This window comes from Pseudomonas sp. Marseille-Q5299 (assembly GCF_943737035.1).
GTDB classification, from domain to species: Bacteria; Pseudomonadota; Gammaproteobacteria; order Pseudomonadales; family Pseudomonadaceae; genus Aquipseudomonas; species Aquipseudomonas putida_E.
In genome coordinates, this window is the sequence record NZ_CALSFR010000002.1 from 779079 (window position 1) to 804856 (window position 25778).

Here is a 25778-nt window from a genome sequence, read left to right on the forward strand (position 1 = left end):
ATGATTCCCCACAAGAAAAGCGCAAGCCTGGGCCTCTGTGCCCTGGCCGCGGCGATCGCCCTGGCAGGCTGTGCGGGCCTGCCTGACCAGCGCCTGGCCAACGAAGCCCTCAAGCGCGGTGACACCGCGCTGGCCGAGCGCAACTACAAGGCCCTGGCTGACCTGGGCTACAGCGACGCACAAGTAGGCCTGGCCGACATCAAGGTCGCTACCCGCGACCCTTCGCAGCTCAAGGAAGCTGAGGCCACTTATCGCGCTGCGGCGGCAACCTCGCCACGCGCCCAGGCACGCCTCGGCCGCCTGCTGGTGGCCAAGCCCGACAGCACCCAGGCCGAACGCGAAGAAGCCCAGGCCCTGCTCAAGCTCGCCGCCAAGCAGGGCCAAGGCAATACCCTGATCCCGCTGGCGATGCTCTACCTGACCTACCCGCAGAGTTTCCCCAACATCAATGCCCAGCAGCAGATCGACCAGTGGCGCGCTGCCGGCAACCCGGAAGCGGGCCTGGCCCAGGTGCTGCTGTATCGCACCCAGGGCACCTACGACCAGCACCTGGGTGAAGTCGAGAAGATCTGCAAGGCTGCGCTGAACACCAGCGACATCTGCTATGTCGAGCTGGCCACCGTGTATCAGAAACGCGGCCAGGCCGACCAGCAAGCCGCCCTGCTCGGCCAGCTCAAGTCCGCCTATGCCCGCGGTGCGGTGCCTGCCACTCGGGTCGACAGCGTTGCCCGTGTACTGGCCGACCGTAGCTTGGGCCAGACTGACGAAAAAACCGCCAAAGCGCTGCTGGAACAGGTCGCCCCGGCCAATCCGGCTTCCTGGGTGAGCCTGGCGCAACTGGTCTACGACTTCCCGGAACTGGGCGACACCGACCAGCTGATGGCCTACATCGACAAGGGCCGCGAAGCCGAACAGCCGCGTGCCGAACTGTTGCTGGGCCGCCTGTACTACGAAGGCAAGACCTTGCCCGCCGATGCCGAAAAGGCCGAACACCACCTGCAGGCAGCTGCCGAGGCCGGCGAAGTCAGCGCCCACTACTACCTTGGCCAGCTGTATCGCCGTGGCTACCTGGGCAACGTCGAGCCGCAAAAGGCCGTCGATCACCTGCTCAGCGCAGCCCGCGGTGGCCAGAACAGTGCCGACTATGCCCTTGCCCAGCTGTTCAGCGAAGGCCATGGCATTCGCCCACAACCTGGCAACGCCTGGGTATTCGCCCAGCTTTCGCAGGCCAACCCGACGCCGCAGTCCACCGAGCTGCTGCAGCAACTCGACCAGCAGCTCACGCCTGACCAGCGCAGCCAGGCACAAAGCCTGCTGACGCAGGAAAAGCAGGCTCGCGGCAGCATGGCCCAAGGCGGCACCCTGGCCCTCGAGGCCCTGCAAGACGACGAAAAAGAAGTAGACGGTGAGGACTCGCTATGACGCTCAATCCCTTCGTGAAAGCCGGCATCGGCCTGAGCTTCGCCCTGCTGTGGTCCTGCCCGACCCTGGCCGACATGACCGCCCAGAAAAACTTCGGCCTGGATGTGAAGATCACCGGCCAGTCGGAAGACGATCGCGACCTGGGCACCCGCTCCGGCGGTGACGTCAACGGCCTGGGCCTTGACCTGCGCCCTTGGGTATACGGCGAGCGCGGCAACTGGAGTGCCTTCGCCATGGGCCAGGCCGTTGCTGCCACAGACACCATCGAAACCGACACCCTGCGCCAGAACGATGACGGCACCACCACCGACACCGGTGACGACAGCCGCCAACCCGACAAAAGCTACCTGGCCATGCGCGAGTTCTGGGTCGGCTACAGCGGCCTCACGGCTTACCCGGGCGAGCAGCTGCGCCTTGGTCGCCAACGCCTGCGCAGCGACGACGGCATGTGGCGCGACACCAACATCGAAGCGTTGAACTGGACCTTCGACACCACCTTGCTCAAGGCTGACCTGGGTGTGGCCCAACGCTTCAGCGAATACCGCACCGACCTGACCGAGCTGGCCCCGGAAGACGAAGACCGTACGCACATCTACGGTAACGTCGCCACGCAGTGGACACCCGGCCACTGGGTCGGCCTGCGCGCCCATCACACCCATGACAGCGGCAGCCTGAAAAGCCCGGGCGAAACCATCGACGCACTGGACAAGACTCGCACCGGCGACCTCACCTGGCTGGGCCTGGAAGCCAACAGCGACGCCTACAACTGGCGCAACGACCACACCGTCAACTACTGGGGCAGCCTGACCTGGCTGACCGGTGATCGCGACAAGCTCAACAGCCAGCTGGTCGGTGACGACCAGGTCGTCGTCGGCAAGCAGAGCGGCGACGTCAACGCCTGGGCCACCGACCTGGGCATCCGCCTGCGCCTGGACCCGAACTGGCAGGTTGGCGCGGCCTATGCCCGCGGCAGCGGCGGTGGTGGCGACGACGGTTCGAGCAACTTCGAGCAGACCGGCCTTGAGAGCAACCGCTCCAACTTCACCGGTACCCGTTCGCGCGTGCACCGCTTCGGCGAGGCCTTCCGCGGCGAGCTGGGCAACCTGCAGGCGGCCACCCTGTTCGCCTCCTGGCAACTGCGCGAGGACTACGACGCCAGCTTCATCTACCACAAGTTCTGGCGTGTCGACGGTTCGCAGAACATCGGCTCCAGCGGCATCAACGCTGCAGTCAACGACAACGGCGTGAGCCGCCCGCTGGTCAACGGCGAGAAAGACCTGGGCCAGGAAATGGACGTGGTCGTCACCAAGTACTTCAAGCAGGGCCTGCTGCCTGCTTCGATGAGCCAGGCGATCGACGAGCCGTCCGCGCTGGTGCGCCTGCGCGCCGGTGTGTTCAAGCCCGGCGATGCCTATGGCAAGGAAGCGGACTCCTACATGCACCGCGCCTTCGTCGACGTGATCTGGCGCTTCTAAGGCCGGTAGAGGACCTGCAATGAACCTTCACCCGCACTTACGTCACAGCCTTCTGGCCAGCGCTCTGCTGCTGGCCTCAGGGCTGGCCGTCGCCGCAGAACCTGCGGTGATCGCCAAGGAACTGCAGCATGCCAAGACCTACACCGTGTCCAGCGCACCGACCGAGCCGTTGCACATGGACCCGCCCAAGCTGCCCGATCTGAGCGGTTACACCGCCGCCGCTGTGCAGAAAAAGATCGACCGCAGCCACAAGGGCAAGGTCAGCGTGCGCCGCATGCTGCAGGAAGAATCGCTCAAGGAATTCATCGGCGGCGACAACAAGGCTGCCGAGTGGGTACAACGCCAGCACGGCATCCCCCAGGCGATCTTCGTCGATGACGGCCATGTCGACCTGGTCGAACTGAGCAAGAAGGTGCCCAAGCAGTACCTCAGCGAAGTCGAGCCAGGTGTTTACCTGGCGCGTCTGCCGATCGTGGTCGGGCACAAGGGCATCCTCGAGATCGACGGCAAGGTCAAGCAACTGCGCCTGTCCCAGGAGGGCGGCGCGTTCCTGGTCAATGACGGCAAACTGTTCGTCAGCGACACCCAGGTCACTGGCTGGCGCGAGAAGGACAACGGCCCGGCGACCTTCCGCTCGCCCAATGAATTCCGCCCGTTCCTGCTGTCGTGGGGCGGCACCGAGACGTACATCGTCAACACCAAGATGGCCAGTTTTGGCTATGCCAAGTCCAAGTCGTACGGTGTGAGCATCTCGCAGTACACCCCGAACATGGCCAAGCGCATGGGCCGCCCGGAGCCCACCGGCTGGATCATCGGCTCGGAATTCAGTGACATGTGGTACGGGTTCTACTGCTACGAGACCCAGGACTTCGTGGTCAAGGACAGCACCTACCGCGACAACATCGTCTACGGCATCGACCCGCACGACCGTTCGCACCGCCTGATCATCGCCGGCAACACGGTGTATGGCACCAAGAAAAAGCACGGGATCATCGTCTCGCGTGAGGTCAACGACAGCTGGATCATCAACAACAAGAGCTACGACAACAAGCTCTCGGGCGTGGTGATCGACCGTAACAGCGTCAACAACCTGATCGCTTACAACGAGATCTACCGTAACCACACCGACGGCATCACTTTGTACGAAAGCGGTGACAACCTGATCTGGGGCAACAAGCTGATCAGCAACCGTCGCCACGGCATCCGCGTGCGCAACAGCGTCAACATCCGCCTGTACGAGAACGTCGCCATGGCCAATGGCCTGGTTGGCGTGTACGGGCACATCAAGGACCTGTCCGACACCGACCGTGACATCGCCCTCGACCCGTTCGACACCAAGGTCTCGCTGATCGTGGTCGGCGGTGAGCTGGCGGCCAACGGCTCGGGGCCTCTTTCGATCGATTCGCCGCTGTCGGTGGAGCTGTACAAAGTCTCCATGCTCGCCCCGCGCAAATCCAACGGCATCAGCCTCAACGGCATCCTGGGCGAGCGCCAGGACGAAATCCTCGACCTGCTGGTGCGCCAGCAGAAGGCCGTGCTGATCGACCCGGTCGAACGCCAGACCGAAATGATCGATTAAGGAAGCCCAGACCATGACCCCACACTTGATGAAACTGCTGGGCCTGTCCGCCGCCCTCCTGGCCATCAGCCAGGGCGTGCGCGCCGACGAGGTCAAGGCGCCGACCTTCACTGCCGAGCCTTGCTGCCAGCTGTGCCCCGAAGCACACGACGCCAGCCGCTACACCACACGCTACCAGCAGAACTTCACCACGCTGGTACAGGCCAAGGGTGACTGGCTGTTCCGTACCCGCGAAGACCTGCGTACCGAGTTCAGCACCACACCGGCAGGCTACAAACGCCTGCAGCAAGTGCACGACGCGTTCAAGAAGCGGGGCGTGGAACTGGTGGTGGTGTACCAGCCCACCCGGGGCCTGGTGAACCGCAACATGCTCAACCCGGCCGAGAAAGCCGCCTTCGATTACCAGAAGGCCCTGGGCAACTACCAGGCCATGCTCAAGCGCTTCGCCGGCATGGGCTACAACGTGCCGGACCTGTCGCCGCTGACCAACGAACAGTTGGCGGCCGCCGAGCAGGGCAAGGACTTCTACTTCCGTGGTGACCAGCACTGGACGCCTTACGGCGCCGAACGTGCAGCCAGGATCGTGGCCGACACCGTACACAAGATGCCGGCCTTCGAAGGTATCCCGCGCAAGGAATTCGAGACCCACAAGTCCGGGCGCATGGGCAAGACCGGCACCCTGCACAACGTTGCCGGGCAGCTGTGCGGCACCAGCTACGCCGTGCAGTACATGGACCAGTTCGCCACCGAACCGAAAGGCGCCAGCGGCGGCGACGATCTGTTCGGCGACAGCGGTAACGCCCAGATCACCCTGGTCGGCACCAGCCACAGCGGCAAAAACTACAACTTCTCGGGCTTCCTCGAGCAGTACATCGGCGCCGACGTGCTCAACGTCGCCTTCCCTGGCGGCGGCCTGGAAGGCTCGATGATCGAGTACCTGGGCAGCGAGGAATTCCAGAACAATCCACCGAAGATCCTCATCTGGGAATTCTCGCCGCTGTATCGCCTGGACCAGGAAACCATCTGGCGGCAGATCCTCGCTCTGCTCGACGATGGCTGTGACGCGCGCCCGGCACTGATGAGCGCCAGCAGCACCCTCAAGCCCGGCAAGAACGAGCTGATGGTCAACGGCAAGGGCGGCGTGATCAAGGACCTGGTCAACCGCAACCTGCAGATGGACATCAAGTTTGAAGACCCTTCGGTCAAGGTGCTGCAAGCCACCCTCTGGTACCTCAACGGGCGCCACGAGGACATCAAGATCGAGAAGCCGGAAACCTCCGACACCAATGGCCGCTTCGTCTTCCAGATGCGTGAAGACGAGGACTGGGCCAGCCAGAACCTGCTGGCCCTGGAAGTCCAGGGGCCGGAAAACGGTACCCAGAAGGTCGAGGCCAAGCTCTGCAAACGCAACAACTTCGCCGTGCCCGCGCAAACCGCGCAAGCCGGCCAGTGAGGCGATCATGACTGCATTCAAGCGAATCTTCAGCCCGGCCCTGCTCGTTCTGGCCCTGTACGGAGGTGCCGCGCATGCCGCGCTGGTACCGCCCCAGGGTTATTACGAGGGGATTGAAAAGATCAAGACCAGCGACGGCAACTTCCGCTGCGAATCTGCGCCCAAACCTTTCACCGGCGCGCTGCAATTTCGCAGCAAGTACGAAGGCTCGGACAAGGCTCGGGCGACCCTGAACCGGGACTCGGAACAAGCCTTCCGCGACTCCACCAAAGACATCACCACCCTTGAGCGTGGTGTCGCCAAGATGGTCAACCAGTACATGCGTGACGGCCGCCCGGCACAACTGGACTGCACCCTGACCTGGCTGGGCACCTGGGCACGCGCCGATGCGCTGATGTCCACCAACTACAACCACACCGGCAAGTCCATGCGCAAATGGGCGCTGGGCAGCATGAGCGGCTCGTGGCTGCGCCTGAAGTTCTCCAATTCGCAGCCACTGGCAGCACACCAGGCCGAGGCCGAGCTGATCGAGAAGTGGTTCGCCCGCCTCGCCGAGCAGACCGTGCGCGACTGGAGCAACCTGCCGCTGGAGAAGATCAACAACCACAGCTACTGGGCGGCCTGGTCGGTGATGGCCACCGCCGTGGCCACCGACCGCCGTGACCTGTTCGACTGGGCGGTGAAGGAATACAAGGTCGGCGCCAACCAGATCGACGACCAAGGCTTCCTGCCCAACGAAATCAAGCGCAAGCAGCGTGCCCTGGCTTACCACAACTACGCCCTGCCGCCACTGGCGATGATCGCAAGCTTTGCCAAGGCCAATGGCGTGGACCTGCGCAGCGAAAACAACTTTGCCCTGCAGCGCCTGGGTGAAGGCGTGCTGTACGGCGCCCGCGACCCGCGCCACTTCGCCGAGCGCGCAGGTGAGAAACAGGACATGAAGGACCTCAAGGTCGACGGCAAGTACGCCTGGCTCGAGCCTTGGTGCGCGCTGTACCAGTGCGTGGGCGACACGCTTGAGCGCAAACACCGGATGCAGCCGTTCGACAGCTTCCGCCTGGGCGGCAACCTGACCCGGGTCTATGACCCGAGCGCGCAATCCAAGAAATGAGCGTTGCCTGAATGGGGGCCGCTTTGCGGCCCATCGCGACGCAAGGCCGCTCCTACAAGGACGGCGCTGAATCTGTAGGAGCGGCCTCGCGTCGCGAAACGAGGGCCAAGCCCCTCGCCAGCGGTATTGAAGCAACAAAGGTTTCCTCCAGTTTCTCACTGGGGGGTTTGGGGGGCGCTTTGCCCTGGATGCTGTGAACAATTTAGGAGAACCGGGATGGTCTTCTCGTCCAACGTGTTCCTGTTCCTGTTCTTGCCGATATTCCTCGGCCTGTACTACCTGAGCGGGCAACGCTATCGCAACCTGCTGCTGCTGGTCGCCAGCTACATCTTCTACGCCTGGTGGCGGGTGGACTTCCTCGCCCTGTTCGCCGGTGTCACCCTGTGGAACTACTGGATCGGCCTGAAAGTCGGCGCCGCTGGCGTGCGCACCAAGCCTGCACAGCGCTGGCTGTTGCTGGGCGTAGGCGTGGACCTGGCGATCCTCGGCTACTTCAAGTACGCCAATTTCGGCGTCGACAGCCTCAACGCGATCATCAGCTCGTTCGGCCTTGAGCCCTTCATCCTCACCCACGTGCTGTTGCCGATCGGTATCTCGTTCTACATCTTCGAGTCGATCAGCTACATCATCGATGTGTACCGCGGCGACACCCCGGCCACCCGCAACCTGATCGACTTCGCAGCGTTCGTGGCGATCTTCCCGCACCTGATCGCCGGCCCGGTGCTGCGCTTCAAGGACCTGGTCGACCAGTTCAACAACCGCACCCACACCCTGGACAAGTTCTCCGAAGGCTGCACCCGCTTCATGCAGGGCTTCATCAAGAAAGTGTTCATCGCCGACACCCTGGCGGTGGTCGCCGACCATTGCTTCGCCCTGCAGAACCCGACCACCGGTGACGCCTGGCTCGGTGCGCTGGCCTACACCGCGCAGCTGTACTTCGACTTCTCCGGCTACAGCGACATGGCCATCGGCCTGGGGCTGATGATGGGCTTCCGCTTCATGGAGAACTTCAAGCAGCCTTACATCAGCCAGTCGATCACCGAGTTCTGGCGCCGCTGGCACATCAGCCTGTCGACCTGGCTGCGCGACTACCTGTACATCACCCTGGGCGGCAACCGCAAAGGCACCTTCAACACCTACCGCAACCTGTTCCTGACCATGCTGCTGGGCGGGCTGTGGCACGGCGCCAACTTCACCTACATCATCTGGGGCGCCTGGCACGGCATGTGGCTGGCAATCGAGCGAGCACTGGGCCTGGACACCAACCCGCAGCGCTTCAACCCGGTCAAGTGGGCGTTCACCTTCCTGCTGGTGGTGGTCGGCTGGGTGATCTTCCGCGCCGAAAACCTGGAAGTGGCCGGCCGCATGTACGGCGCCATGTTCAGCTTCGGCGAGTGGCAGCTGTCCGAACTCAACCGCGCCCAGCTCACCGGGCTGCAGGTGGCGACGCTGGTCATCGCCTACATCACCCTGGCGTTCTTCGGCCTGCGTGACTTCTACCGCAATGCCACCCCGCCGGCAGCCATGCGCACCCCGGCGCAGGTCAATGCCGACGGCTCGCTTGGCCTGGACTGGACCCGGGTGATGACCCGCGCCCTGATCCTGCTGCTGTTCGTGGCCTCGATCCTCAAGCTTTCGGCGCAGAGCTACTCGCCGTTCCTTTACTTCCAGTTCTGAGGTTGATGACCATGACCCGGACATTACGCATCACCTATTCCCTGTCGTTCATCGGCCTGCTGGTAGGCATGGGCGCCTGGTCCACCGGTGGCCTGCAAAGCTTCCAGCGCACCGAACAGATGACCGTGCTCAACGGCAAGCTGGCCAAGGCCGCCGAGACGCACTACGACGACGAGTTCCCGATCAAGCGCCTGGGCACCAACCTCTGGGCCGCGCTGGATTACAAGCTGTTCAACGAAGGCCGCCCGGGCGTGGTGCTGGGCCGTGACCAGTGGCTGTTCAGCGACGAAGAGTTCAAACCGACTGCCGGTGCCGACCAGCTCATGCAGGAAAACCTGGCGCTGATCCGCGGTGTGCGCGACACCCTGCAACAGCACGGCAGCCAGCTGGTGCTGGCGATCGTGCCGGCCAAGGCGCGGGTCTACTCGGAGTATGTGGGCAAGGAAGCGCCAGCCAGCCTGCATGACGACCTGTACAACCAGTTCCATGCCCAGGTCCGTCAGGCCAACGTGTTCGCCCCTGACCTGATGGCCCCGATGGAACAGGCCAAGGCCCGCGGCCAGGTCTTCCTGCGCACCGATACCCACTGGACGCCGATGGGCGCTGAAGTCGCCGCACAGGCTGTGGCCGAGGCGGTCGGGCGCCAGAGCCTGCTCAATGGCGCCCCCCAGACGTTCATCACCGAGACCGGCAACACCGCCCCGTACAAGGGCGACCTGACCAACTTCCTGCCACTGGACCCGCTGTTCAGCAACCTCTTGCCCAGCCCGGACACCCTGCAGCAACGCAGCACGCGCCCGGTCGAGGCCGAAGGTGATGCGGGCGATGCCCTGTTCGCCGACAGCCAGATCCCGGTCGCCCTGGTCGGCACCAGCTACAGCGCCAACCCGCACTGGAACTTCCTCGGCGCGCTGCAGCAGGCCCTGCGCAGCGACGTCGCCAACTATGCCGAAGACGGCCACGGCCCCCTGCTGCCAATGCTCAAGTACCTGCAAAGCGATGCTTTCAAGAACGCCGCGCCACAGGTTGTGGTGTGGGAATTCCCCGAACGTTATCTGCCAATGAAAAACGACCTCAGCAGCTTCGATCCACAGTGGATCGCGCAACTGAAGAACACCCGCAAATCCGAAGAAAACCTGGCCCTGTCGTCCAACCGGACGGACCACTGATAGATAGAGAGGAACACGCACATGACTACCAAGACTTCCATTGCCAAAGCCCTCACCCTCGCAGCAGGCCTGTCGTTGGCTTCGATGCAGGCATTCGCCGGCGCCGACGCTGCCCTGTATGGCCCGACCGCACCGAAAGGCTCGACCTTCGTGCGCCTGTACAACGCCTCCCCTGCACCGGCTGCCGCCAGCGTCGGCAACACCCAGATCAAACAGGTCGGCGCCCAGGCCAGCAGCGACTTCAGCTTCCTCCCGGGCGGTGACTACACCGCGCAGGTCGCCGGCAAGAGTGTCCCGGTCAAGCTCGCCGCAGACAAGTACTACACCCTGGTCAACAACGGCAGCGGCAACCCGCAGCTGATCGAAGAACCGCCTTTCAAGAACAAGCAGAAAGCCCTGGTGCGTGTACAGAACCTGAGCGATCAGGCGCTGGCCCTGAAGACCGCTGACGGCAAGACCGAGGTGGTTACTCCGGTGGCGGCCAAAGGCCGTGGCGAGCGTGAGATCAACCCGGTCAAGGTGAACCTGGCCCTGTTTGCAGGAGACAAGAAAGTCAGCGACGTCAAACCCGTCGCCCTGGAGCGCGGCGAAGCCGCCGTGCTGTACGTCACCGGCTCGGGCAGCAGCCTGTCGCCAGTCTGGGTCACCCGCCCAGTGTCCACCAACTGATCCTCTGCCTCTTTAACGACCTTATTGGAGAAACAACATGATCCCGGTAATTCTTTCTGGTGGTAGCGGTTCGCGTCTGTGGCCTTTGTCGCGCAAGCAGTTCCCCAAGCAGTTCCTCGCCCTGACCGGTGAGCACACGCTGTTCCAGCAAACCCTCGAGCGCCTGGTGTTCGAAGGCATGGACGCCCCGATCGTGGTCTGCAACAAGGACCACAAGTTCATCGTCCAGGAACAGCTCGCGGCGCTGAAACTGCAAACCCAGGGCATCCTGATGGAACCCTTCGGCCGCAACACGGCCCCTGCGGTGGCCATGGCCGCCATGAAGCTGGTCAACGAGGGGCGCGATGACTTGATGCTGGTGCTGCCGGCCGACCACGTGATCGACGACCAGAAGGCCCTGCAACGTGCCCTGGCCCTGGCCACCGTGGCCGCCGAGCGTGGCGAGATGGTGCTGTTCGGCGTCCCGGCGACCAAGCCCGAGACCGGCTATGGCTACATCCGCTCCAGCCAGGACGCCCTGCTGCCCGAAGGTGTGGCCCGGGTGGCGCAGTTCGTCGAAAAACCCGACGAAAAACGCGCCGCCGAATTCGTTCAGTCCGGTGGCTACTTCTGGAACAGCGGCATGTTCCTGTTCCGCGCCAGCCGCTTCCTTGAAGAGCTGAAAAAGCACGAGCCCGACATCTATGACACTTGCGTGCTGGCCCTGGAGCGCAGCGACGAAACAGATGATGTGCTGAGCATCGACGAAGCGACCTTCGCCTGCTGCCCGGACAACTCCATCGACTACGCGGTGATGGAAAAGACCCAGCGCGCCTGCGTTGTACCGATGTCGGCTGGCTGGAGCGACGTCGGCTGCTGGTCGTCGCTGTGGGAAGTGCATGACAAGGACGCCAATGGCAACGTCACCAAGGGTGATGTGGTGGTGCAGGACAGCCGCAACTGCATGATCCATGGCAATGGCAAGCTGGTGTCGGTGATCGGCCTGGAAAATATCGTCGTGGTCGAGACCAAGGACGCGATGATGATCGCCCACAAGGACAAGGTCCAGGGCGTCAAGCAGATGGTCAAGACCCTCGACGAGCAAGGCCGTAGCGAAACCCAGAACCATCTCGAAGTGTACCGCCCGTGGGGCTCTTATGATTCGGTGGACATGGGCGGTCGTTTCCAGGTCAAGCACATCACCGTCAAGCCGGGCGCCAGCCTGTCGCTGCAGATGCACCACCACCGGGCCGAGCACTGGATCGTGGTATCGGGCACCGCCGAAGTGACGTGCGATGAAAACGTTTTCCTGCTCACCGAAAACCAGTCGACCTATATCCCGATCGCCTCGGTCCACCGCCTGCGCAACCCGGGCAAGATCCCGCTGGAGATCATCGAAGTGCAGTCCGGCAGCTACCTGGGCGAAGATGATATCGAGCGCTTCGAGGATGTGTATGGGCGCACGGCAACTCCCGTCGAACGTGGCGTATCGGTGAAGACCATCGCGCAGTAAGCTACGAGCTGCAAGCTACAAGCACAGCGGGTCGGCGGTGTACCTACAGATGTGGGGCCATCGCCGACCCGCTTTTCTCTTGCCGCTTGCAGCTTGTAGCTGGCAGCTCCAAGATGTCCGAAGACTCGAACGGGATTCGGACCACATGATAATCGGCGCCTTCCTCATCCTCACCTGGCTGGTACTGCTCCTGCGTTACCCGGCCAAGGCCTTGCCGATCTCGCTGGCCGCTGTCTGCGGCCTCGGGCTGGTCGCGCTGTTCGTCGTCTGGCAGGACACACGCGAAGCTTCGCAACTGGCGCGTCTTGACCTGCGCCTGACCTATGCCCCGGATCAATGCCCCGCCGACCGTGCCTTGAAGGTACACATGAAAAACGGCAACAAGGCTCCGCTGACAGAACTGCGCTGGCGGGTCGGTGCCTATGCCCCGGGCGATACCATCAACCTGGCCGAAAACACCTACAGCGCACCGCGCTATCGTGGGCCGGGCGAACTGCAGCCTGGGGCCGAATGGACCGATTGCCTGCCACTGCCGCCACTGCGCGCCGGCTACCGGCCGCAGACACTGGAGTTTCGTGCCGAGCATCTACAGGGTACATTCGCCAACTGATATACATAACTTATTCTGAGCACAGGCCTGCCCAATGCCCACCGTCCTGATCACCGGTTGTTCCAGCGGCATCGGCCGCGCCCTGGCCGAAGCCTTTCGCGATGCCGGCCACGACGTTTGGGCCACCGCCCGTAAAGCCGAAGACGTCGAACACCTGGCCGGCGCCGGCTTCACCGCCCGGCAGCTTGACGTCAACGACGCCGAGGGCCTGAAGCACCTGGCCGAGGAGCTGGAAGCACGCCACGGCCGGCTCGACATCCTGGTCAACAACGCAGGTTACGGTGCCATGGGCCCCCTGCTCGATGGCGGCGTGGACGCCCTGCGCCAACAGTTCGAAACCAATGTGTTCGCCGTGATCGGTGTAACCGGTGCACTGTTCCCGCTGCTGCGCCGTGCGCGTGGGCTGGTGGTCAACATCGGCAGTGTATCGGGCGTACTGGTCACGCCGTTCGCCGGCGCCTACTGCGCCTCCAAGGCTGCCGTGCACGCACTGAGCGACGCCCTGCGCCTGGAGCTGGCGCCTTTCGGCATTCAGGTGATGGAAGTGCAACCGGGGGCGATCGCCTCACAATTCGCCAGCAATGCCCAGCGCCAAGCCGATCAGGTGGTAGCGGCGCAGTCGCCGTGGTGGCCGCTGCGCGAGCATATCCAGGCGCGGGCCCGCGCCTCGCAAGACCGGCCCACATCCGCGGCGCAATTTGCCCAAGGGCTGCTGGCGGCCACGCGCAAATCGCCTGTGCCAGCGGTGGTGCGGCTGGGCAATGGCAGTACGGCGTTGCCGCTACTGGCACGCTGGCTGCCACGCCGGTTACTGGACTGGGTACTGCGCAAACGCTTCGGGCTGCTGCGACCGCTCTGATTCACCGCCCAGGTGGATCACCTGCCCCCATTTGCGCTCGGCCATGCCGCGGGCGTAATGACGCTGCAGGCGCCGGGCAACGTCCCGCGTGCCGTTGTTGACCAGGATATCGGTATGCGGCACCTGCTCCAGCAACGCCTGTACGCCCTGTTCGGTGCCCAGGTCAGCGGCAACACCAATGATCCGTGCCTTGGGCAAGCGCTCACGTATCGCTTTCAGCGCAGCGTCGACCAACGCCTGGGTGCGGTCGTTGAGCACGACCTCCGCGCCGGCGGCGGCAAGGTCTATGGCGGTAGACAGGCCCTGCCCTGCCATGGAGCCACTGATGAGTGCGCGCTTTCCATTGAGGGAGAGGTGCATGGCTGCCTCCGCTTGATCACACCTTTGTCGTCGGCTGCCCGTCGAACGCCTGCCAGCCACCACCCAAAGCCTTGTACAGCCCGACCAATGCCTGCGATACCGCCGCCGAACTGTCGATCCACTGCTCTTCGCTGGCCAGCAACGCACTCTGTACAGTCAGCACGTTGAGAAAGTCCACTGCCCCTTCCACGTACTGACGCTGGGCGGTTTCCAGGGCGATGCGGTTCTGCCGCACCGCTTCGGCCAAATGATCACGGCGCAGCTGGCTGGCGTTGTACAGGCGTAACACATCGTCGATCTCGTGCCAGGCACCGAGCACCACCTTGCGGTAGTTGAGCGCCGCCTCCTGCTGCTGCGCCTCACGCAGCGCCAGGGTGCCCTTGAGCCGGCCACCCTCGAAGATCGGCAACGACAGCTGTGGGCCGAAGGCAAAGCGGCGCGAGTCCCAGGCGCCGAAATCCGACAGTTGCATGGCCTGGAAGCCGACGCTGCCGGACAGCCGGATGCTGGGGTAGAAATCCGCCTTGGCCACGCCAATGCTGGCAGTGGCCGCATGCAGCCGCGCCTCGGCCTGGCGGATGTCCGGACGGCGCTCGGCCAGCTCGGACGGCAAGCCGATCGCAAATTGCTGCTGCGGCGCGGGCAACTCCCCGCCCTCAAGCAACTGTGCCTGCAAACTGCGTGGGGGCTCGGCCGCCAGCAGGCTGAGCGCGTTGATCAGGTCGTCGCGCCGGGCCTCCAGGCTCGGTAGACGGGCCTGGATCGAGGCAACCTGGGCACTGGCCTGGGCCACGTCGAGCCGGGTGGCGACACCCTCGGCCTGGCGGTCCTGGGACAGCTTCAGGCTGTGCCGGGCGACCTTCAGGTTGTCGCGCGTGACATCGAGCGTGTGCTGCACGGCACGCAACTGGATGTAGTTGCCTGCGGTTTCCGACAACAGCGCCAAGAGCACACCGCGCCGGTCATTCTCGGCCACTTCCACCGTGGCGTCGGCAGCCTCCACCTGCCGGCGCACCCGGCCCCAGAGGTCCAGCTCCCAACCGGCGACCAGGTCGCCCTGCCACAGGTTGAACGCCGACTTGCCTGCTTTGCCAGACGGGTCGCTGAGGCCTTCGGCACTGTTACGGGCGCGGCTGTAGCCGCCATCCACATCGACCGACGGCGCCTGGTCGGCAGCCACCGTGCTGCGCAAGGCGCGGCTTTGCAGCAGCCGCGCACTGGCGATCTGCAGGTCGAGGTTACGCTCGGCCACCTGCTGGATCAGCGCACTCAGGCGCGCATCGTGGAAGGTCTCCCACCAACGCAGTTCAAGCGGTTCTGCTTGCGGCTGGCTGGGTGCCGCCTGGCCCTGCAGCGGTGCCCATTGCTGCGGGGCCTGGCTGGCCGGGCGTTTGAAGTCGGGGCCCAGGGTGCAGCCGGCCATCAGTACGGCCAGCAGCAAGGGGCTCAAGCGTACTGCCGGTTTCATCGTGCACTCACCTCTTTGCCACTGAACGTGTCACCACGGGTGTCGATGGTCGCTTCCACCGACATGCCCACACGCAGGCGCGCAAGCAACGGCTGGCCGTCATCGAAGACGATTTTCACCGGGATGCGCTGCACGACCTTGGTGAAGTTGCCGGTGGCGTTGTCGGGTTTTACTGCCGCGAAGGTCACGCCAGTTGCAGGCGCAATGCTTTGGACATGGCCCTTGAGGGTTTCACCGGAAAAGGTATCGACGCTGATACTGACAGGCTGCCCCGGCTGCACATGGGTCAGCTGGGTTTCCTGGAAATTGCCGACCACATAGGCATGCTGCAAGGGCACCACCGACAGCAGGCGTGCGCCCGGGTTGACGAAGGCGCCAACGCGCAGGGCACGCTCACCGACCATGCCATCCACCGGGGCAGTAATGCGCGTGTAGGACAGGTCCAGCTGAGCTTTTTCAACGCCCGCTTCGGCACGCTTGAACTGCCCATCGGCGCTGGCGACCTGAGCGCTGAGGATGTCCACCTGCTTGCGCGCGGCAACCAATGCAGCCTGGGTATTGGCCAGCCGTGCGCGGGCCTGGTCGACCCGGCTGCGCGCCTGCTGGGCATTCTGCACGGTGCCGGCCCCCTGCTGGGCGAGGCGGCTGTAGCGGTTGACCTCGTGGTCGGCGAACGATGCTTCAGCCTGCGCTGCCTTCACCGCCGCCTCGGCCTGGGCAATCAATGCCGCCTGGCGTTCCAGGGTGGCACGGGCATCGGCGCTTTGCGCCTTGGCCACCAGCAACTGGGCCTGCGCGGCATCCAGGGCGGCCTGGTAGTCCCGCGCATCGATGGTCGCCAGCAACTGGCCGGCCTGCACCTGCTGGTTGTCTTCGACCAGCACTTGCTTGACGAAGCCGGCCACCTTGGGCGCCACTACGGTGTAATCGGCGATCACGTAGGCGTCGTTGGTGCTTTGCCGGTGGTCACTGCCGAGCAGCCAGGGGCCGACGATACCCGCCAGCACGGCCACGGCGAGTACCGAGCCGATCACGATTGTCTTGCGCTTGTTGGTCATTTTCAGCGGTCTCGAATTCATCCGGGCTCAGGCCACCGCGCGCGGTGGGTAGACCCGGGTAGGCACGAAAGGAATCAGGCAGATCAGCGCCACGGCGATACCGGCCATGACCAGGTAAAGGTCGGCCGAAGTCAGCACCAGCGCCTGGTCATGGATACGCTTGGCAAGGCCCGTAGCGTGGTCATCGATCAGCGGGGCGTTGCCCAGGCTGTCCACCAGGTGGTTGGAATGAAAGTGTCGGCGCAGCGTACCGAGGGCATCCAGCAGGCCACCGGCGATCACTGCGGCGAGCCCCTTGACGGTGTTGAACCAGCTGGAGGCGAATGGGCCTTCCTGCGGGCTCATGCCATTGGTGGAGAGCATCAGCAGCGGCAGTACCGCCATCGGTTGGCCGAACACCTGAAGCAGGTAGAAAGGGTAGAAATCACTACGGATCCACTCGGAGGTCAGCAGGCTGCTGCCGATGCACGACAGCGCCAGCATCGCCAGCCCCGTGGCCAGCACCCAGCGGCAGTCCACCGCACGCAGGTTGCACAGTGCCGCCGTCAACGGCAGGGCAATCAGTTGCGGCATGGCCACCAGCATCATCAGCGGGCTGGTTTGCGCCGGGCGATACCCTTGGATTTGCGCAAGGTAGGCAGAGGGAATGCTGCCCACACCGGAAAGCACCACCAACACGCCGGCCAGGGTGAGCAGCGCGAAGCTCAGGTTGCGGCGCGACAGCATGCGCAACTGGAAGAACGGCAGCGGCTCGGACCATTCGTTGTACAGGAACAGCACCAGCAACAGCACGCCCCCGCCCAGCAGCCAGCAGATCAGCGGCGAATCGAACCAGCCCCAGCGGTCCCCTAGCGACAGGCCCAGGACAATGCAGCTGATGGCCGGCAGGCCCAGCAACACGCCGCGCCAGTCGAACTGCTTGAAGCGCTCCAGGCGCAGCGGGTCCTGCGGTAAGCCCCAGCCGACACAGAACATGGCCAGGGCCGAGGGCAGAATGATCTGCCAGAACGCCCACTGCCAACCGACGTATTCGGTCCACAACCCGGCCAGCGGCGTGCCGAGGTTGGGCCCGAAGGTGGCCGTCAGGGCATAGCAGGCCAGGCCGTAGACCTTGATGCCCGGCGGCAGAAAACGCAGCGCCACGCTCATGAGCATCGGTGGCAAGGCGCCCGCTGCAAAACCCTGAAGGATGCGCAGCAGCATGAGGCTGTGCAGGTTGGGGGCCAACGGCTGCAGCAACCCCAGCAGCGCAAACAGCCCGACCGCGCTCATGGTGAAGCGGCGCAAGGAGAAGGTAGTGGCCAGCCACGGCGCGAAGGCCATGGCCGAAACCGACGCGGCGCTGTACACCGCCAGCAGCCAGGCGCCCTCGTCGGCGCCGATGCCCATGCCCCCGCGGATATCGGCCAGGGAAATCTTGGTCACCGACTCGTTGAGGCCGGCGCACAGCACGGCCAGCAACACGCCGAACAGCCCGACCACCACGCGCAGGCCGAACGCCGACTGCACGGGCGCAGCCGGCGCGGGGGCGGCGGCGATCGCGGTGGCAGGGGCGGACAGGGAACTCATGGGTAGACAACTCCAGCAACAATTTTATGGCTGGGGCAAGTCTAAGAAAGTCGAATGCTTACGAAAACTGACTTATCGGCAGCTTTATATTGCGTTTAACGCAATCCGCTCCAGCCGCCGTAGGGCGAAGCGGGTTTATGGATCGACACTGCAGCAGGTTTTCAGGATCTGCCGCAACCAGCGGTGGGCCGGATCGTTGTGATAACGCGGGTGCCAGGCCTGCAGCACGGTTACCCGCTCCAGCGGCACCGGGATCTCGAACGAGCGCAACGGCAAGCCGAGCTTGTGCACACTGTTGAGGATATTGGCGGGCATCGGCAGGATCAGGTCCGAATCCGGCAGCGAGAACAACGCCGAGTGGAAGCTCGGCGTGATCAGCGCCACGCGCCGCTGCACCTTGAAGTTGGCCAGTTCGACGTCAATCGGCCCATTGGCGCGGCCACGCCTGGATACGCTGATCTGTGGATAACTGGCAAAGCTCTGCGGTGTGATCGGCTGGTCGAATATGGGATGGTCGCGCCGCGCCAAACCCACGTAGTAGGTCTGGAACAGGCTCTGCACCTTGATCTCCGGGCCCAGGTCGACGGTCGAGCTGATGATCAGGTCGGTGCGCCCGTCGCGCAGCACGCTATCGTCATCACCGCCGGGGCTCTCGGGCACGAAGCGCAGGACCGTGCGCGGGGCCTGTTCATGCATGCGGCGCAACAGCATGGCGCCATACAGGGCAATGAACAGGTCATTGGTGCGGATGTTGAAGGCTCGGTCGAGCTTGGGCAAATCCACCTCTGCAGCACTGCGGAACACCTCACCGGCCTGCTCCACCAGCGCCGCCACCTGCTCGCGCAGGGCCAGCGCCCGAGGTGTAGGTACCAGGCCACGACCCGCGCGCACCAGGATCGGGTCGCCCAAGGCATCGCGGATACGCCCGAGGGTCCGGCTCATCGCCGCCGGGCTGAGGTTCATGCGCTGCGCCGCACCGACCACACTGCCTTCATCGAGCAGGGCGTCGAGGGCGACGAGCAGGTTCATGTCCGGGAGTGGCATGGCCGATTTCCGTGGCAGTTGTGGGAACGCGATGTTAACAGGTCGCATGATTGCACCAGACGCAATGCGTTCGTGCGTGGAGGGGCATTTATCTCGAGGGCGAGATGAGCCATTAATGATGCTGTGGCTGTACCGGCCCTATCGCCGGCAAGCCGGCTCCTACAGGTGCCCCACTGCCCTGCGATCGGTGCATTACTTGTGGGCCGGCTTGCCGGCGATGGGGCGGTACAGGCAACCGACCAGCCAGTTTTTCAGCAAGGAACCTCCATGCCCAGCCCCGTCCTGATCGCCATCGACGCGTCCCCTGCCTCGACCGCCCTGCTCACCCTCGCCCGCCGCTACTGCCGGCCCGACGAACACGAACTGCATGTACTGCTGGCCATCGACTCGACTTTCGCGGTGCACGACAAGCCTGCGCCCTACACCGCCGAGGAACTGGAGCAATACCCTGCCGCCTGTGAGGAACAACGCCTCGGCGACCGCGCCGTGGCCGAGGCTGTTGCATGGCTAAAGCAGGCCGGCTTCACCAGCCACGGCTGCATGGTCGCCGGGCAACCGGTCGAGGCCATTGTCGCCAAGGCACGGGAACTGCAATGCGAGCTGATCATCATGGGCCACCGGCACCTGTCGCGGCTGGGGCGGATGCTGGATCCGTCGATCAGCACTAAAGTGATCGATCGGGTTGAGGTGCCAGTGCTGGTGGGAGCGGCTTGAGGGGACATTTTCAAAAGCCATGGCTCACTCTTGACGAATAGCCAGCTCCCGCTCGATCTGCTCGACAGTGGGCAAGCTTGCCTGCAGCTCTTCCGGCAAGGTATTGATCAACTGAAATTCAGCGACACCAATGGGTTGAGACTTGCCGCGTAACGCGTACTCGGCCACCACCTTGTTCTTGCCTTTGCACAGCAGCAAGCCAATCGTGGGGTTGTCTTGCTCTAGCTTCATCTGTAAATCAACTGCAGTGAGGTAGAAGCTCAGCTGACCCAGATGCTCCGGCTTGAACTTTTCTGCCTTCAACTCAATGACTACATAACAACGCAGCTTCAGGTGGTAAAACAGAAGATCGATATAGAAGTCATCACCTCCGACTTCCATATGCACTTGGCGGCCGACGAAGGCAAAACCTGCCCCTAGCTCAAGCAGAAATTGGGTGATGTGCTCCACCAACGCTGCCTCGATCTCTCGTTCACTCGCCTCTTGGGTTACATTCAGGAAGTCGAAAAGATAAGGATCCTTTAGAAACTGGCGAGCCAGGTCAGTCCCTGGCGGTTGCAAGAGCGCCGAAAAATTTGAAACACCATTACCCTCGCGCTCCAGCAACCTGGACTCGATATGCATCTGCAAGGTCGACCGTGACCAACCGCACTCCGATGCCCGCACTGCATAAGCAAGCCGCTCTTGTGGCTTTTTTAACTTGGTCAGCAACACCAGATTATGGCCCCATGGCAATTGTCCAACAGCCTGTTGGACAATTGCTTCCTCTGGCCAAGCCTCAGCAAATGCTCGCATATACATCAGATTGGCTCGTGAGAACCCCTTCATCGCGGGGAACGCAGTTTTGAGGTCATGAGCCAGCCGCTCTATGACTTTCGCTCCCCAACCTTGAGCCGCTTGGCGTTCGACAATATCTCGCCCAAGATGCCAATAAAGACCCACCAGCTCCCGATTCACGGCAAGGCTGGCCCTTTGCTGGGCTTTTTGAATACGACCTTTCAGGTCAGCTAGCCAAGCGCTGTAGCCCTGAGGGGTGTCGATCAGGGATAGCGTTTTTTCGGGCATGGGATCAGAGTTCCTCGAACAATCGATGGGTTGCTTTCGTGACAACCCAGGCTGCTCCGATGGAAAAGCACCGCCAAGAGCTCCAGCAGGCGATTTCTCCCTAAATCAAGTAGGATATTTCCCAATCCCTCCCTGAGCTCAAAACTAACGTTCTTACGGCATCCCGCGATAACAGTTTCATTCCTCCCTCTTCACCACCACCGTACACGTCGTCCCCGCCGCCAGCAGAAACCCGTCCGGCACTTCATCAATGTGAATCCGCACCGGCACGCGCTGGGCCAGGCGCACCCAGTTGAAGGTCGGGTTCACATCGGCAATCAGCTCGCGGCTCTGCGGGTTGTCGCGGTCGTAGATACCGCGGGCGATGCTCTGCACATGGCCCTTGAGCCGTTCGCCGCTCATCATCTGCAGCTCAGCCTGGTCACCCACCTTCACGTGCGGCAGCTTGGTTTCCTCAAAGAAGCCGTAAACCCAGAACGAGTTTTCATCGACCACTGCCATCACCGCCTCACCGGTCCGCGCATAGTCACCTTTGTGGATATTCAGGTTGGTCACGTAACCATCGACCGTGGCAACGATCCGGGTGCGCTTGAGGTTCAGCTCGGCCGCTGCCAATGCTGCCTGGGCCTGTTGATAGTCGGCCAGGGCGGCGTTGGCGATGTTGCTGGCGTCGTCGCGGTTTTCCTTGGAGATCACCAGGTTGTCCATGTCGGCACGGCGCCGGGCGTTGACCTTGCGCATCTCCCAGGTGGCCTTGCGCGAGGCGACCAGCGCCTTGGCCTGGTCGACAGCCAGCTGGTAGTGCTCGGGGTCGATGCGGATCAGCAGGTCGCCCTTCTTCACCCGCTGGTTATCCTTGACCGGTACGTCCACTACATAACCGGGCACGTCGGCGGCGACATTGATGATGTCGGCCCGCACGCGGCCGTCACGGGTCCAGGGCGTGGTCATGTAGTGCAGCCACAACTGGCGACCGATCACCACGGCAGCGGTCAGCACCAGCAAGGTAGCGATCAGGCTGAAGAACTTTTTCATCGAAGGATTCTCACCAGTAGAGCGACAGCGCCAGGGCGCCGAACAGGCAGACGAACAGGCTCAGGCGCAACAGCGCCGGGTGCCAGAAGAAGCGGTAGCCATCATGGCTGGCAATGAAGCGGTCCAGGCCCCAGGCCAGGCCCAGGGCGAACAGGAACATCAAGGTCATGGTGGGCATGTACACGCCATGAAAAGCGATCTCACGGGGCATGATTTCACGGAACATCGTGCAATCCTTTCGTCGTAGCCAACGGCGACTGTGGGTCGAGCAGGGAGGAACGGATGAAGTGCAGGTAGCTCTGCGCGCGGCGTAACACCGAGGTGTCGAAGTGCCGGGCGAAGGGTTCGTCGGTGGCCTGCACGCGGCTGATGGCGTGGTCCACCGCCACCAGCGCGCGCTCGTGGTTGCTGGCGCTGGGCTGCAGGAACAGTCGTGCCAAGGCGCGGCCCATGACACGGATGGCCTGGCGCCACGGCTGCGACTCGGCATACGCCGGGTGGATTGGTGCGCGGGCCTGCTCCTTGCGCAGCTCGATGACCGCGTGGCCGATTTCCAGCACGGTGAACATCCAGCCCATCAGCTGGCTTTGGACCTGCGGCTTGCCGGCAGCCAGGCCATAGGCCTGGTGCAACAGGTCACGGGTGCGGCTTTCGAAAGCCGAGCCCAGACCGCGCAGGCGACCGCTGATGGCGAACAGCACCTGCTCGCGCAGCTCCTGCTCCAGGCGGCTCCACAACCAGCGGCTGTTGGGCGGCAGGATGATCGCCCCGGCCGCAGCGCAGACGAACATGCCGATGACCATGCCGATGTAGTCGTTGATGAAGGTGTAAGGGTCGTACACGGTCAGGTTGTTGGGCACCGAACCGATGGCGAAGAACACCAGCAGGCCTATGCCGTAACCTGCGTAAGCCGGCCGCGAAGACAGGAACGCGCCGAGCACGAACACCGGCGCCAGGACCATGCACAGCAGCGGGAAACCATCGATCCAGGGGAACACGAAGAAGGTTTCGAAGAAGCCGACGAACGCGCCGATCGCCGTGCCGCAGGCCATTTGGAACGACATGCGCTTGGGGTTCGGCGAAGCCGCCGACAGGCCCACGGTGACGGTGGCGATCAAGGTCATCATGGCCCCGCTGGGCCAGTCGCTGAGCAGCCAGTAGCTACCCAGCAGCAACAGCACCGCCGAGGCGCGCACGCCAGCGGCCAGCGACACCAGCCAGCTGGTCCGGGCCACGTAAGGCTCGTCCCACTGCTCGCGCGCGTGCGTGTGCGCTGCCAGGGAGGCATGGGTTTCGGCGTAGCTGTACATCTCGTCGACGAAGCGATAGAGCAGTTCGAAAGCGGTATGGAAATCCAGCAGGTCGGACTCGCTGGGCTCGGTCAGCAGGTACTCGGCGCGCAGACCGCGTACCTGAGCCTGCAGGCCCTCTTTGTAGGCCGCCAGTTCCAGCGTCAGGCGCAGTGCATCGGCATCGGTCAGCGCACGCCCTACATAGGGCTCAAGCAGCTCGACCAAGGTGTTCAGGCCCGGCTCGATGGCCCCGACGATCTGCAGCGGGCCGCGGGCGCGCAAGCGCTCAAGCAACCGGTGCAGGGCGTTGAAGCGCGTGGTAATGGCCATGAACTCGCTGTTCATGCGCACCAGCCGGCCAGAGCGCCTGCGCATGTGCGGGTCTTCGAAGGCGGTGACGTTGCGCAGGCTTTCCAGGCCGACCGCCTCGGCGACGAACCGTACGTTGCTGGTTTCGAAACGGTCACGCTGGCTGTCACCGCGCAAGGCTTCGACCACCACCCCGGCGAACACGCCAAAACGCTGGTACAACGCATTGCGCATGGCGGCGCTGGCCGATTGCGGCAAGATCGCGGCACTGACGAAGGTCGAGACCAGAATGCCCAGGGCAATCTCCAGCACCCGCCACACCGCAGCCATGAACGCCTGGTCAGGGTGCTCCAGCACCGGCAGGCCGATCATGGCAGCGGTGTAACCGGCCAGCACGAAGCCATAGGCGCGCAAGGTGCGGTAGCGCATGGCGCCCGCTGAACATAGGCCCACCCACAGCGCCAGGCTGGGCAGGAACAGCTCTGTGTTCTGCGGGAACAGGGCGATCAGCGCCACCATCATCGCCGAGCCAGCCAGAGTGCCGAGCACCCGGTAGAAGCTCTTGGCGAAGACATGGCCGCTCTGCGGCTGCATGACGATGAACACGGTGATCATCGCCGTGCGCGGCTGCGGCAACTCCAGGCGCATGGCCAGCCACAGGGTGATGAACGCAGCGGCCAGCACCTTGAAGATGTAGACCCAGGTCACCCCGTCGGTACGCGCCCAGGCAAAGAAGCCCCGGCGCCACTGCAGGCTGTGCAGCCAGCGCAGGGGCAGGCTCGATGTACTCATTCGGCGTGGTCCGGTTTGCGGTCGAAAACAGCCAGGGTGGCTGGGGTTTTCGGCACCGCCTGGCGCTCCTGCTCAGGCACGTCCTTGCCGGCCTGCAGGCCACCGCCCAGCGCGGTCACCAGCTCGGCATGGGCGATCAGGCGCGCGGCCTGCACCTGCTGTTGCACCTGCTGCTGACGCAGCAGCAAGGTCTGGGCATTGAGCACGTTGAGGTAGTCGGTCAGGCCGCGCTGGAAGGCGACCATGGCAATATCGTAGGTTTTCTGTGCAGCGGCCACGGATTCGGCGGCGAAATGGGCCTGCTCCTTCATCGACTCACGGCGGATCAACTGGTCGGAAATGTTCTTCAGCGCGCCGATGACCGTCTGGTTGTAGTGCGCCACGGCCACGTCATAGCCCGCCGAGGCCACACCCAGCTGCGAGCGCAAGCGGCCGCCGTCGAAGACCGGCAGGCTGATGGCCGGCCCGACGTTGTAGTTGAACTTGCGCCCGGTGAGGAATTCCAGCGGCCCGCCACCGGTGGCCATGAAGCCCAGGCTGCCGACCAGGTCGACGTTGGGGAAGAAGCCGGCGTGGGCGACGTCGATACCACGCGCCTGCGCGGCCACCTGCCAGCGGCTGGCGACCACGTCGGGGCGCTGGCCGACCAGCTCGGCCGGCAGGGCCGACGGCAGTTTCAAAGGGGCGGCGAGGGCCAGGCTGGGGCGCTGGATCTGCGCGCCCTCACCCGGCCCCTTGCCCGCCAGCGCGGCCAGCTGGTTGCGGGTAAGGGCGATTTCTTCGTCCAGGCTATCCAGCTGACGGTGGGTTTCGGGCAACGGTGCTTCGGCCTGGCTGACCTCAAAATGGGTACCGATACCGCCGTCCAGGCGGCGCTTGGCCAAAGCCAGGATCTGCTCCTGCTGCTCCAGCTGGGCCTTGACGATGTCGCGCTGGGCGAAGTGCAGGCTGAGCTGAATGTAGGCACGCACCACATTGTTCTGCAGTTCCAGTTGCGCCTGGCGGGCCTCGGCCACGCTCATGTGTGCCTGGTCCACGGCCTGTTCGCTGGCATTGCGCTCGCGCCCCCAGAGGTCCAGGGCATAGCTGAAGCCGATGGCGGCGTTGTTGTCCCAGGTGTTGGCACCCGACAGTGCGCCAGGGCCATAGAACTGGTCTTCAGGCCAGTTGTGGCGTTTGAGCGACGCCTGGCCGTTGGCCTGCAGCTTTTCTGCCGACTCGACCACACCGGCCATGGCCTTGGCTGCGCGCACCCGCGCTGCGGCCATGGCCAGGGTCGGGCTACCGGCCATAACCAGGTCGAGCCAACGATCGAGCTGTGGATCACGGTAGGCGTGCCACCACTGCTGGTCGGGCCAGCGGGCATCGCTGGCGGCTTCGCGGATGGCCGCATCGGTGGTCAGGGTATTGGCTTGGAGGGTCTTGCTTTGTGGGGCAATGCCCCAGGTTCCGATACAGCCGCTCAAGGTGAGGCTAAGGGCACAGGCACTGAACGCCTGAAGCGTTCTGATGATGCGACGCGGCACAGCTGCGATTTCCCGAGGAAGAGGTGGAGG

General features: G+C 63.8%; 22 protein-coding genes. 12 read left to right on the top strand and 10 right to left on the bottom strand.

The annotated features are described in order from the left end of the window. From algK to NGJ21_RS08075, 11 genes are all read left to right on the top strand, one after another. Positions 1–1422: an alginate biosynthesis TPR repeat lipoprotein AlgK gene (gene algK / locus NGJ21_RS08025; protein WP_119688304.1), complete on the top strand. Its 1422-nt coding sequence runs from the start codon at positions 1–3 to the stop codon at positions 1420–1422. Then, positions 1419–2897: an alginate export family protein gene (locus NGJ21_RS08030; RefSeq protein ID WP_115273615.1), complete on the top strand. Its 1479-nt coding sequence runs from the start codon at positions 1419–1421 to the stop codon at positions 2895–2897. Before algK ends, NGJ21_RS08030 begins: the two co-directional genes overlap by 4 nt. 19 nt (positions 2898–2916) lie before the next feature. Next, positions 2917–4476, top strand: coding sequence for a mannuronan 5-epimerase AlgG (gene algG / locus NGJ21_RS08035; RefSeq protein WP_046784815.1), 1560 nt, complete (start codon positions 2917–2919; stop codon positions 4474–4476). Between the two features lie 13 nt (positions 4477–4489). Beyond that, on the top strand, positions 4490–5929 hold the full coding sequence (locus NGJ21_RS08040; protein ID WP_177010705.1) for an alginate O-acetyltransferase: 1440 nt from the start codon (positions 4490–4492) through the stop codon (positions 5927–5929). Positions 5930–5936: 7 nt separating this feature from the next. After that, positions 5937–7040: a mannuronate-specific alginate lyase gene (locus tag NGJ21_RS08045; protein ID WP_012312810.1), complete on the top strand. Its 1104-nt coding sequence runs from the start codon at positions 5937–5939 to the stop codon at positions 7038–7040. Between the two features lie 216 nt (positions 7041–7256). Beyond that, the gene (locus NGJ21_RS08050) at positions 7257–8717 is read left to right on the top strand and encodes an MBOAT family O-acyltransferase (RefSeq protein ID WP_012312809.1); all 1461 of its coding nucleotides are present in this window, start codon (positions 7257–7259) and stop codon (positions 8715–8717) included. 11 nt (positions 8718–8728) lie between these two features. After that, the gene (locus tag NGJ21_RS08055; RefSeq protein WP_174142261.1) at positions 8729–9886 is read left to right on the top strand and encodes an alginate O-acetyltransferase; all 1158 of its coding nucleotides are present in this window, start codon (positions 8729–8731) and stop codon (positions 9884–9886) included. Between the two features lie 21 nt (positions 9887–9907). Next, the gene (locus tag NGJ21_RS08060) at positions 9908–10555 is read left to right on the top strand and encodes an alginate O-acetyltransferase AlgF (RefSeq protein ID WP_115273612.1); all 648 of its coding nucleotides are present in this window, start codon (positions 9908–9910) and stop codon (positions 10553–10555) included. 37 nt (positions 10556–10592) lie between these two features. Further along, positions 10593–12047 (top strand): mannose-1-phosphate guanylyltransferase/mannose-6-phosphate isomerase, encoded by a 1455-nt coding sequence (locus NGJ21_RS08065; RefSeq protein WP_046784811.1) that lies wholly within the window; start codon positions 10593–10595, stop codon positions 12045–12047. 145 nt (positions 12048–12192) lie between these two features. Next, positions 12193–12657 (top strand): hypothetical protein, encoded by a 465-nt coding sequence (locus tag NGJ21_RS08070; protein WP_046784810.1) that lies wholly within the window; start codon positions 12193–12195, stop codon positions 12655–12657. Between the two features lie 34 nt (positions 12658–12691). Further along, the gene (locus NGJ21_RS08075) at positions 12692–13516 is read left to right on the top strand and encodes an SDR family oxidoreductase (protein ID WP_046784809.1); all 825 of its coding nucleotides are present in this window, start codon (positions 12692–12694) and stop codon (positions 13514–13516) included. Here the strand turns inward: NGJ21_RS08075 and NGJ21_RS08080 are convergent. The 5 genes from NGJ21_RS08080 to NGJ21_RS08100 all read right to left on the bottom strand — a co-directional run bounded on the left by NGJ21_RS08080 (position 13466) and on the right by NGJ21_RS08100 (position 19015). Further along, positions 13466–13876 carry an SDR family NAD(P)-dependent oxidoreductase gene (locus tag NGJ21_RS08080; protein ID WP_119688302.1) on the bottom strand — a complete coding sequence of 137 codons (411 nt, stop codon included), beginning with the start codon at positions 13874–13876 and terminating at the stop codon, positions 13466–13468. The genes NGJ21_RS08075 and NGJ21_RS08080 overlap by 51 nt on opposite strands. Before the next feature lie 16 nt (positions 13877–13892). Beyond that, positions 13893–15344, bottom strand: a complete 1452-nt coding sequence (locus NGJ21_RS08085) for an efflux transporter outer membrane subunit (RefSeq protein WP_174142259.1) — start codon at positions 15342–15344, stop codon at positions 13893–13895. Beyond that, positions 15341–16402, bottom strand: coding sequence for an HlyD family secretion protein (locus NGJ21_RS08090; protein WP_115273609.1), 1062 nt, complete (start codon positions 16400–16402; stop codon positions 15341–15343). Before NGJ21_RS08090 ends, NGJ21_RS08085 begins: the two co-directional genes overlap by 4 nt. 27 nt (positions 16403–16429) lie before the next feature. Further along, positions 16430–17971, bottom strand: a complete 1542-nt coding sequence (locus NGJ21_RS08095; protein ID WP_251961997.1) for an MFS transporter — start codon at positions 17969–17971, stop codon at positions 16430–16432. 135 nt (positions 17972–18106) lie between these two features. Continuing rightward, the gene (locus NGJ21_RS08100) at positions 18107–19015 is read right to left on the bottom strand and encodes a LysR family transcriptional regulator (protein ID WP_115273607.1); all 909 of its coding nucleotides are present in this window, start codon (positions 19013–19015) and stop codon (positions 18107–18109) included. 267 nt (positions 19016–19282) lie between these two features. Here NGJ21_RS08100 and NGJ21_RS08105 point away from each other — a divergent pair, with 267 nt between their 5' ends. Next, the gene (locus NGJ21_RS08105; RefSeq protein WP_115273606.1) at positions 19283–19729 is read left to right on the top strand and encodes a universal stress protein; all 447 of its coding nucleotides are present in this window, start codon (positions 19283–19285) and stop codon (positions 19727–19729) included. A 24-nt stretch (positions 19730–19753) separates the two neighbouring features. On the opposite strand, the gene NGJ21_RS08110 is transcribed toward NGJ21_RS08105, so the two are convergent. From NGJ21_RS08110 to NGJ21_RS08130, 5 genes are all read right to left on the bottom strand, one after another. Beyond that, positions 19754–20794: a PDDEXK nuclease domain-containing protein gene (locus tag NGJ21_RS08110; protein ID WP_115273605.1), complete on the bottom strand. Its 1041-nt coding sequence runs from the start codon at positions 20792–20794 to the stop codon at positions 19754–19756. Between the two features lie 177 nt (positions 20795–20971). Next, complete coding sequence (locus NGJ21_RS08115; RefSeq protein ID WP_115273604.1) at positions 20972–21829, bottom strand: efflux RND transporter periplasmic adaptor subunit; 858 nt, start codon at positions 21827–21829, stop codon at positions 20972–20974. A gap of 10 nt (positions 21830–21839) precedes the next feature. Next, positions 21840–22040: a DUF1656 domain-containing protein gene (locus NGJ21_RS08120; RefSeq protein ID WP_008097766.1), complete on the bottom strand. Its 201-nt coding sequence runs from the start codon at positions 22038–22040 to the stop codon at positions 21840–21842. Positions 22041–22044: 4 nt separating this feature from the next. Beyond that, a complete protein-coding gene (locus tag NGJ21_RS08125; protein ID WP_251961998.1) occupies positions 22045–24222 on the bottom strand; it encodes an FUSC family protein in 2178 nt (725 codons plus the stop codon). After that, positions 24219–25748, bottom strand: coding sequence for an efflux transporter outer membrane subunit (locus NGJ21_RS08130; protein WP_251961999.1), 1530 nt, complete (start codon positions 25746–25748; stop codon positions 24219–24221). Before NGJ21_RS08130 ends, NGJ21_RS08125 begins: the two co-directional genes overlap by 4 nt. Between the last annotated feature and the right edge of the window lie 30 nt (positions 25749–25778).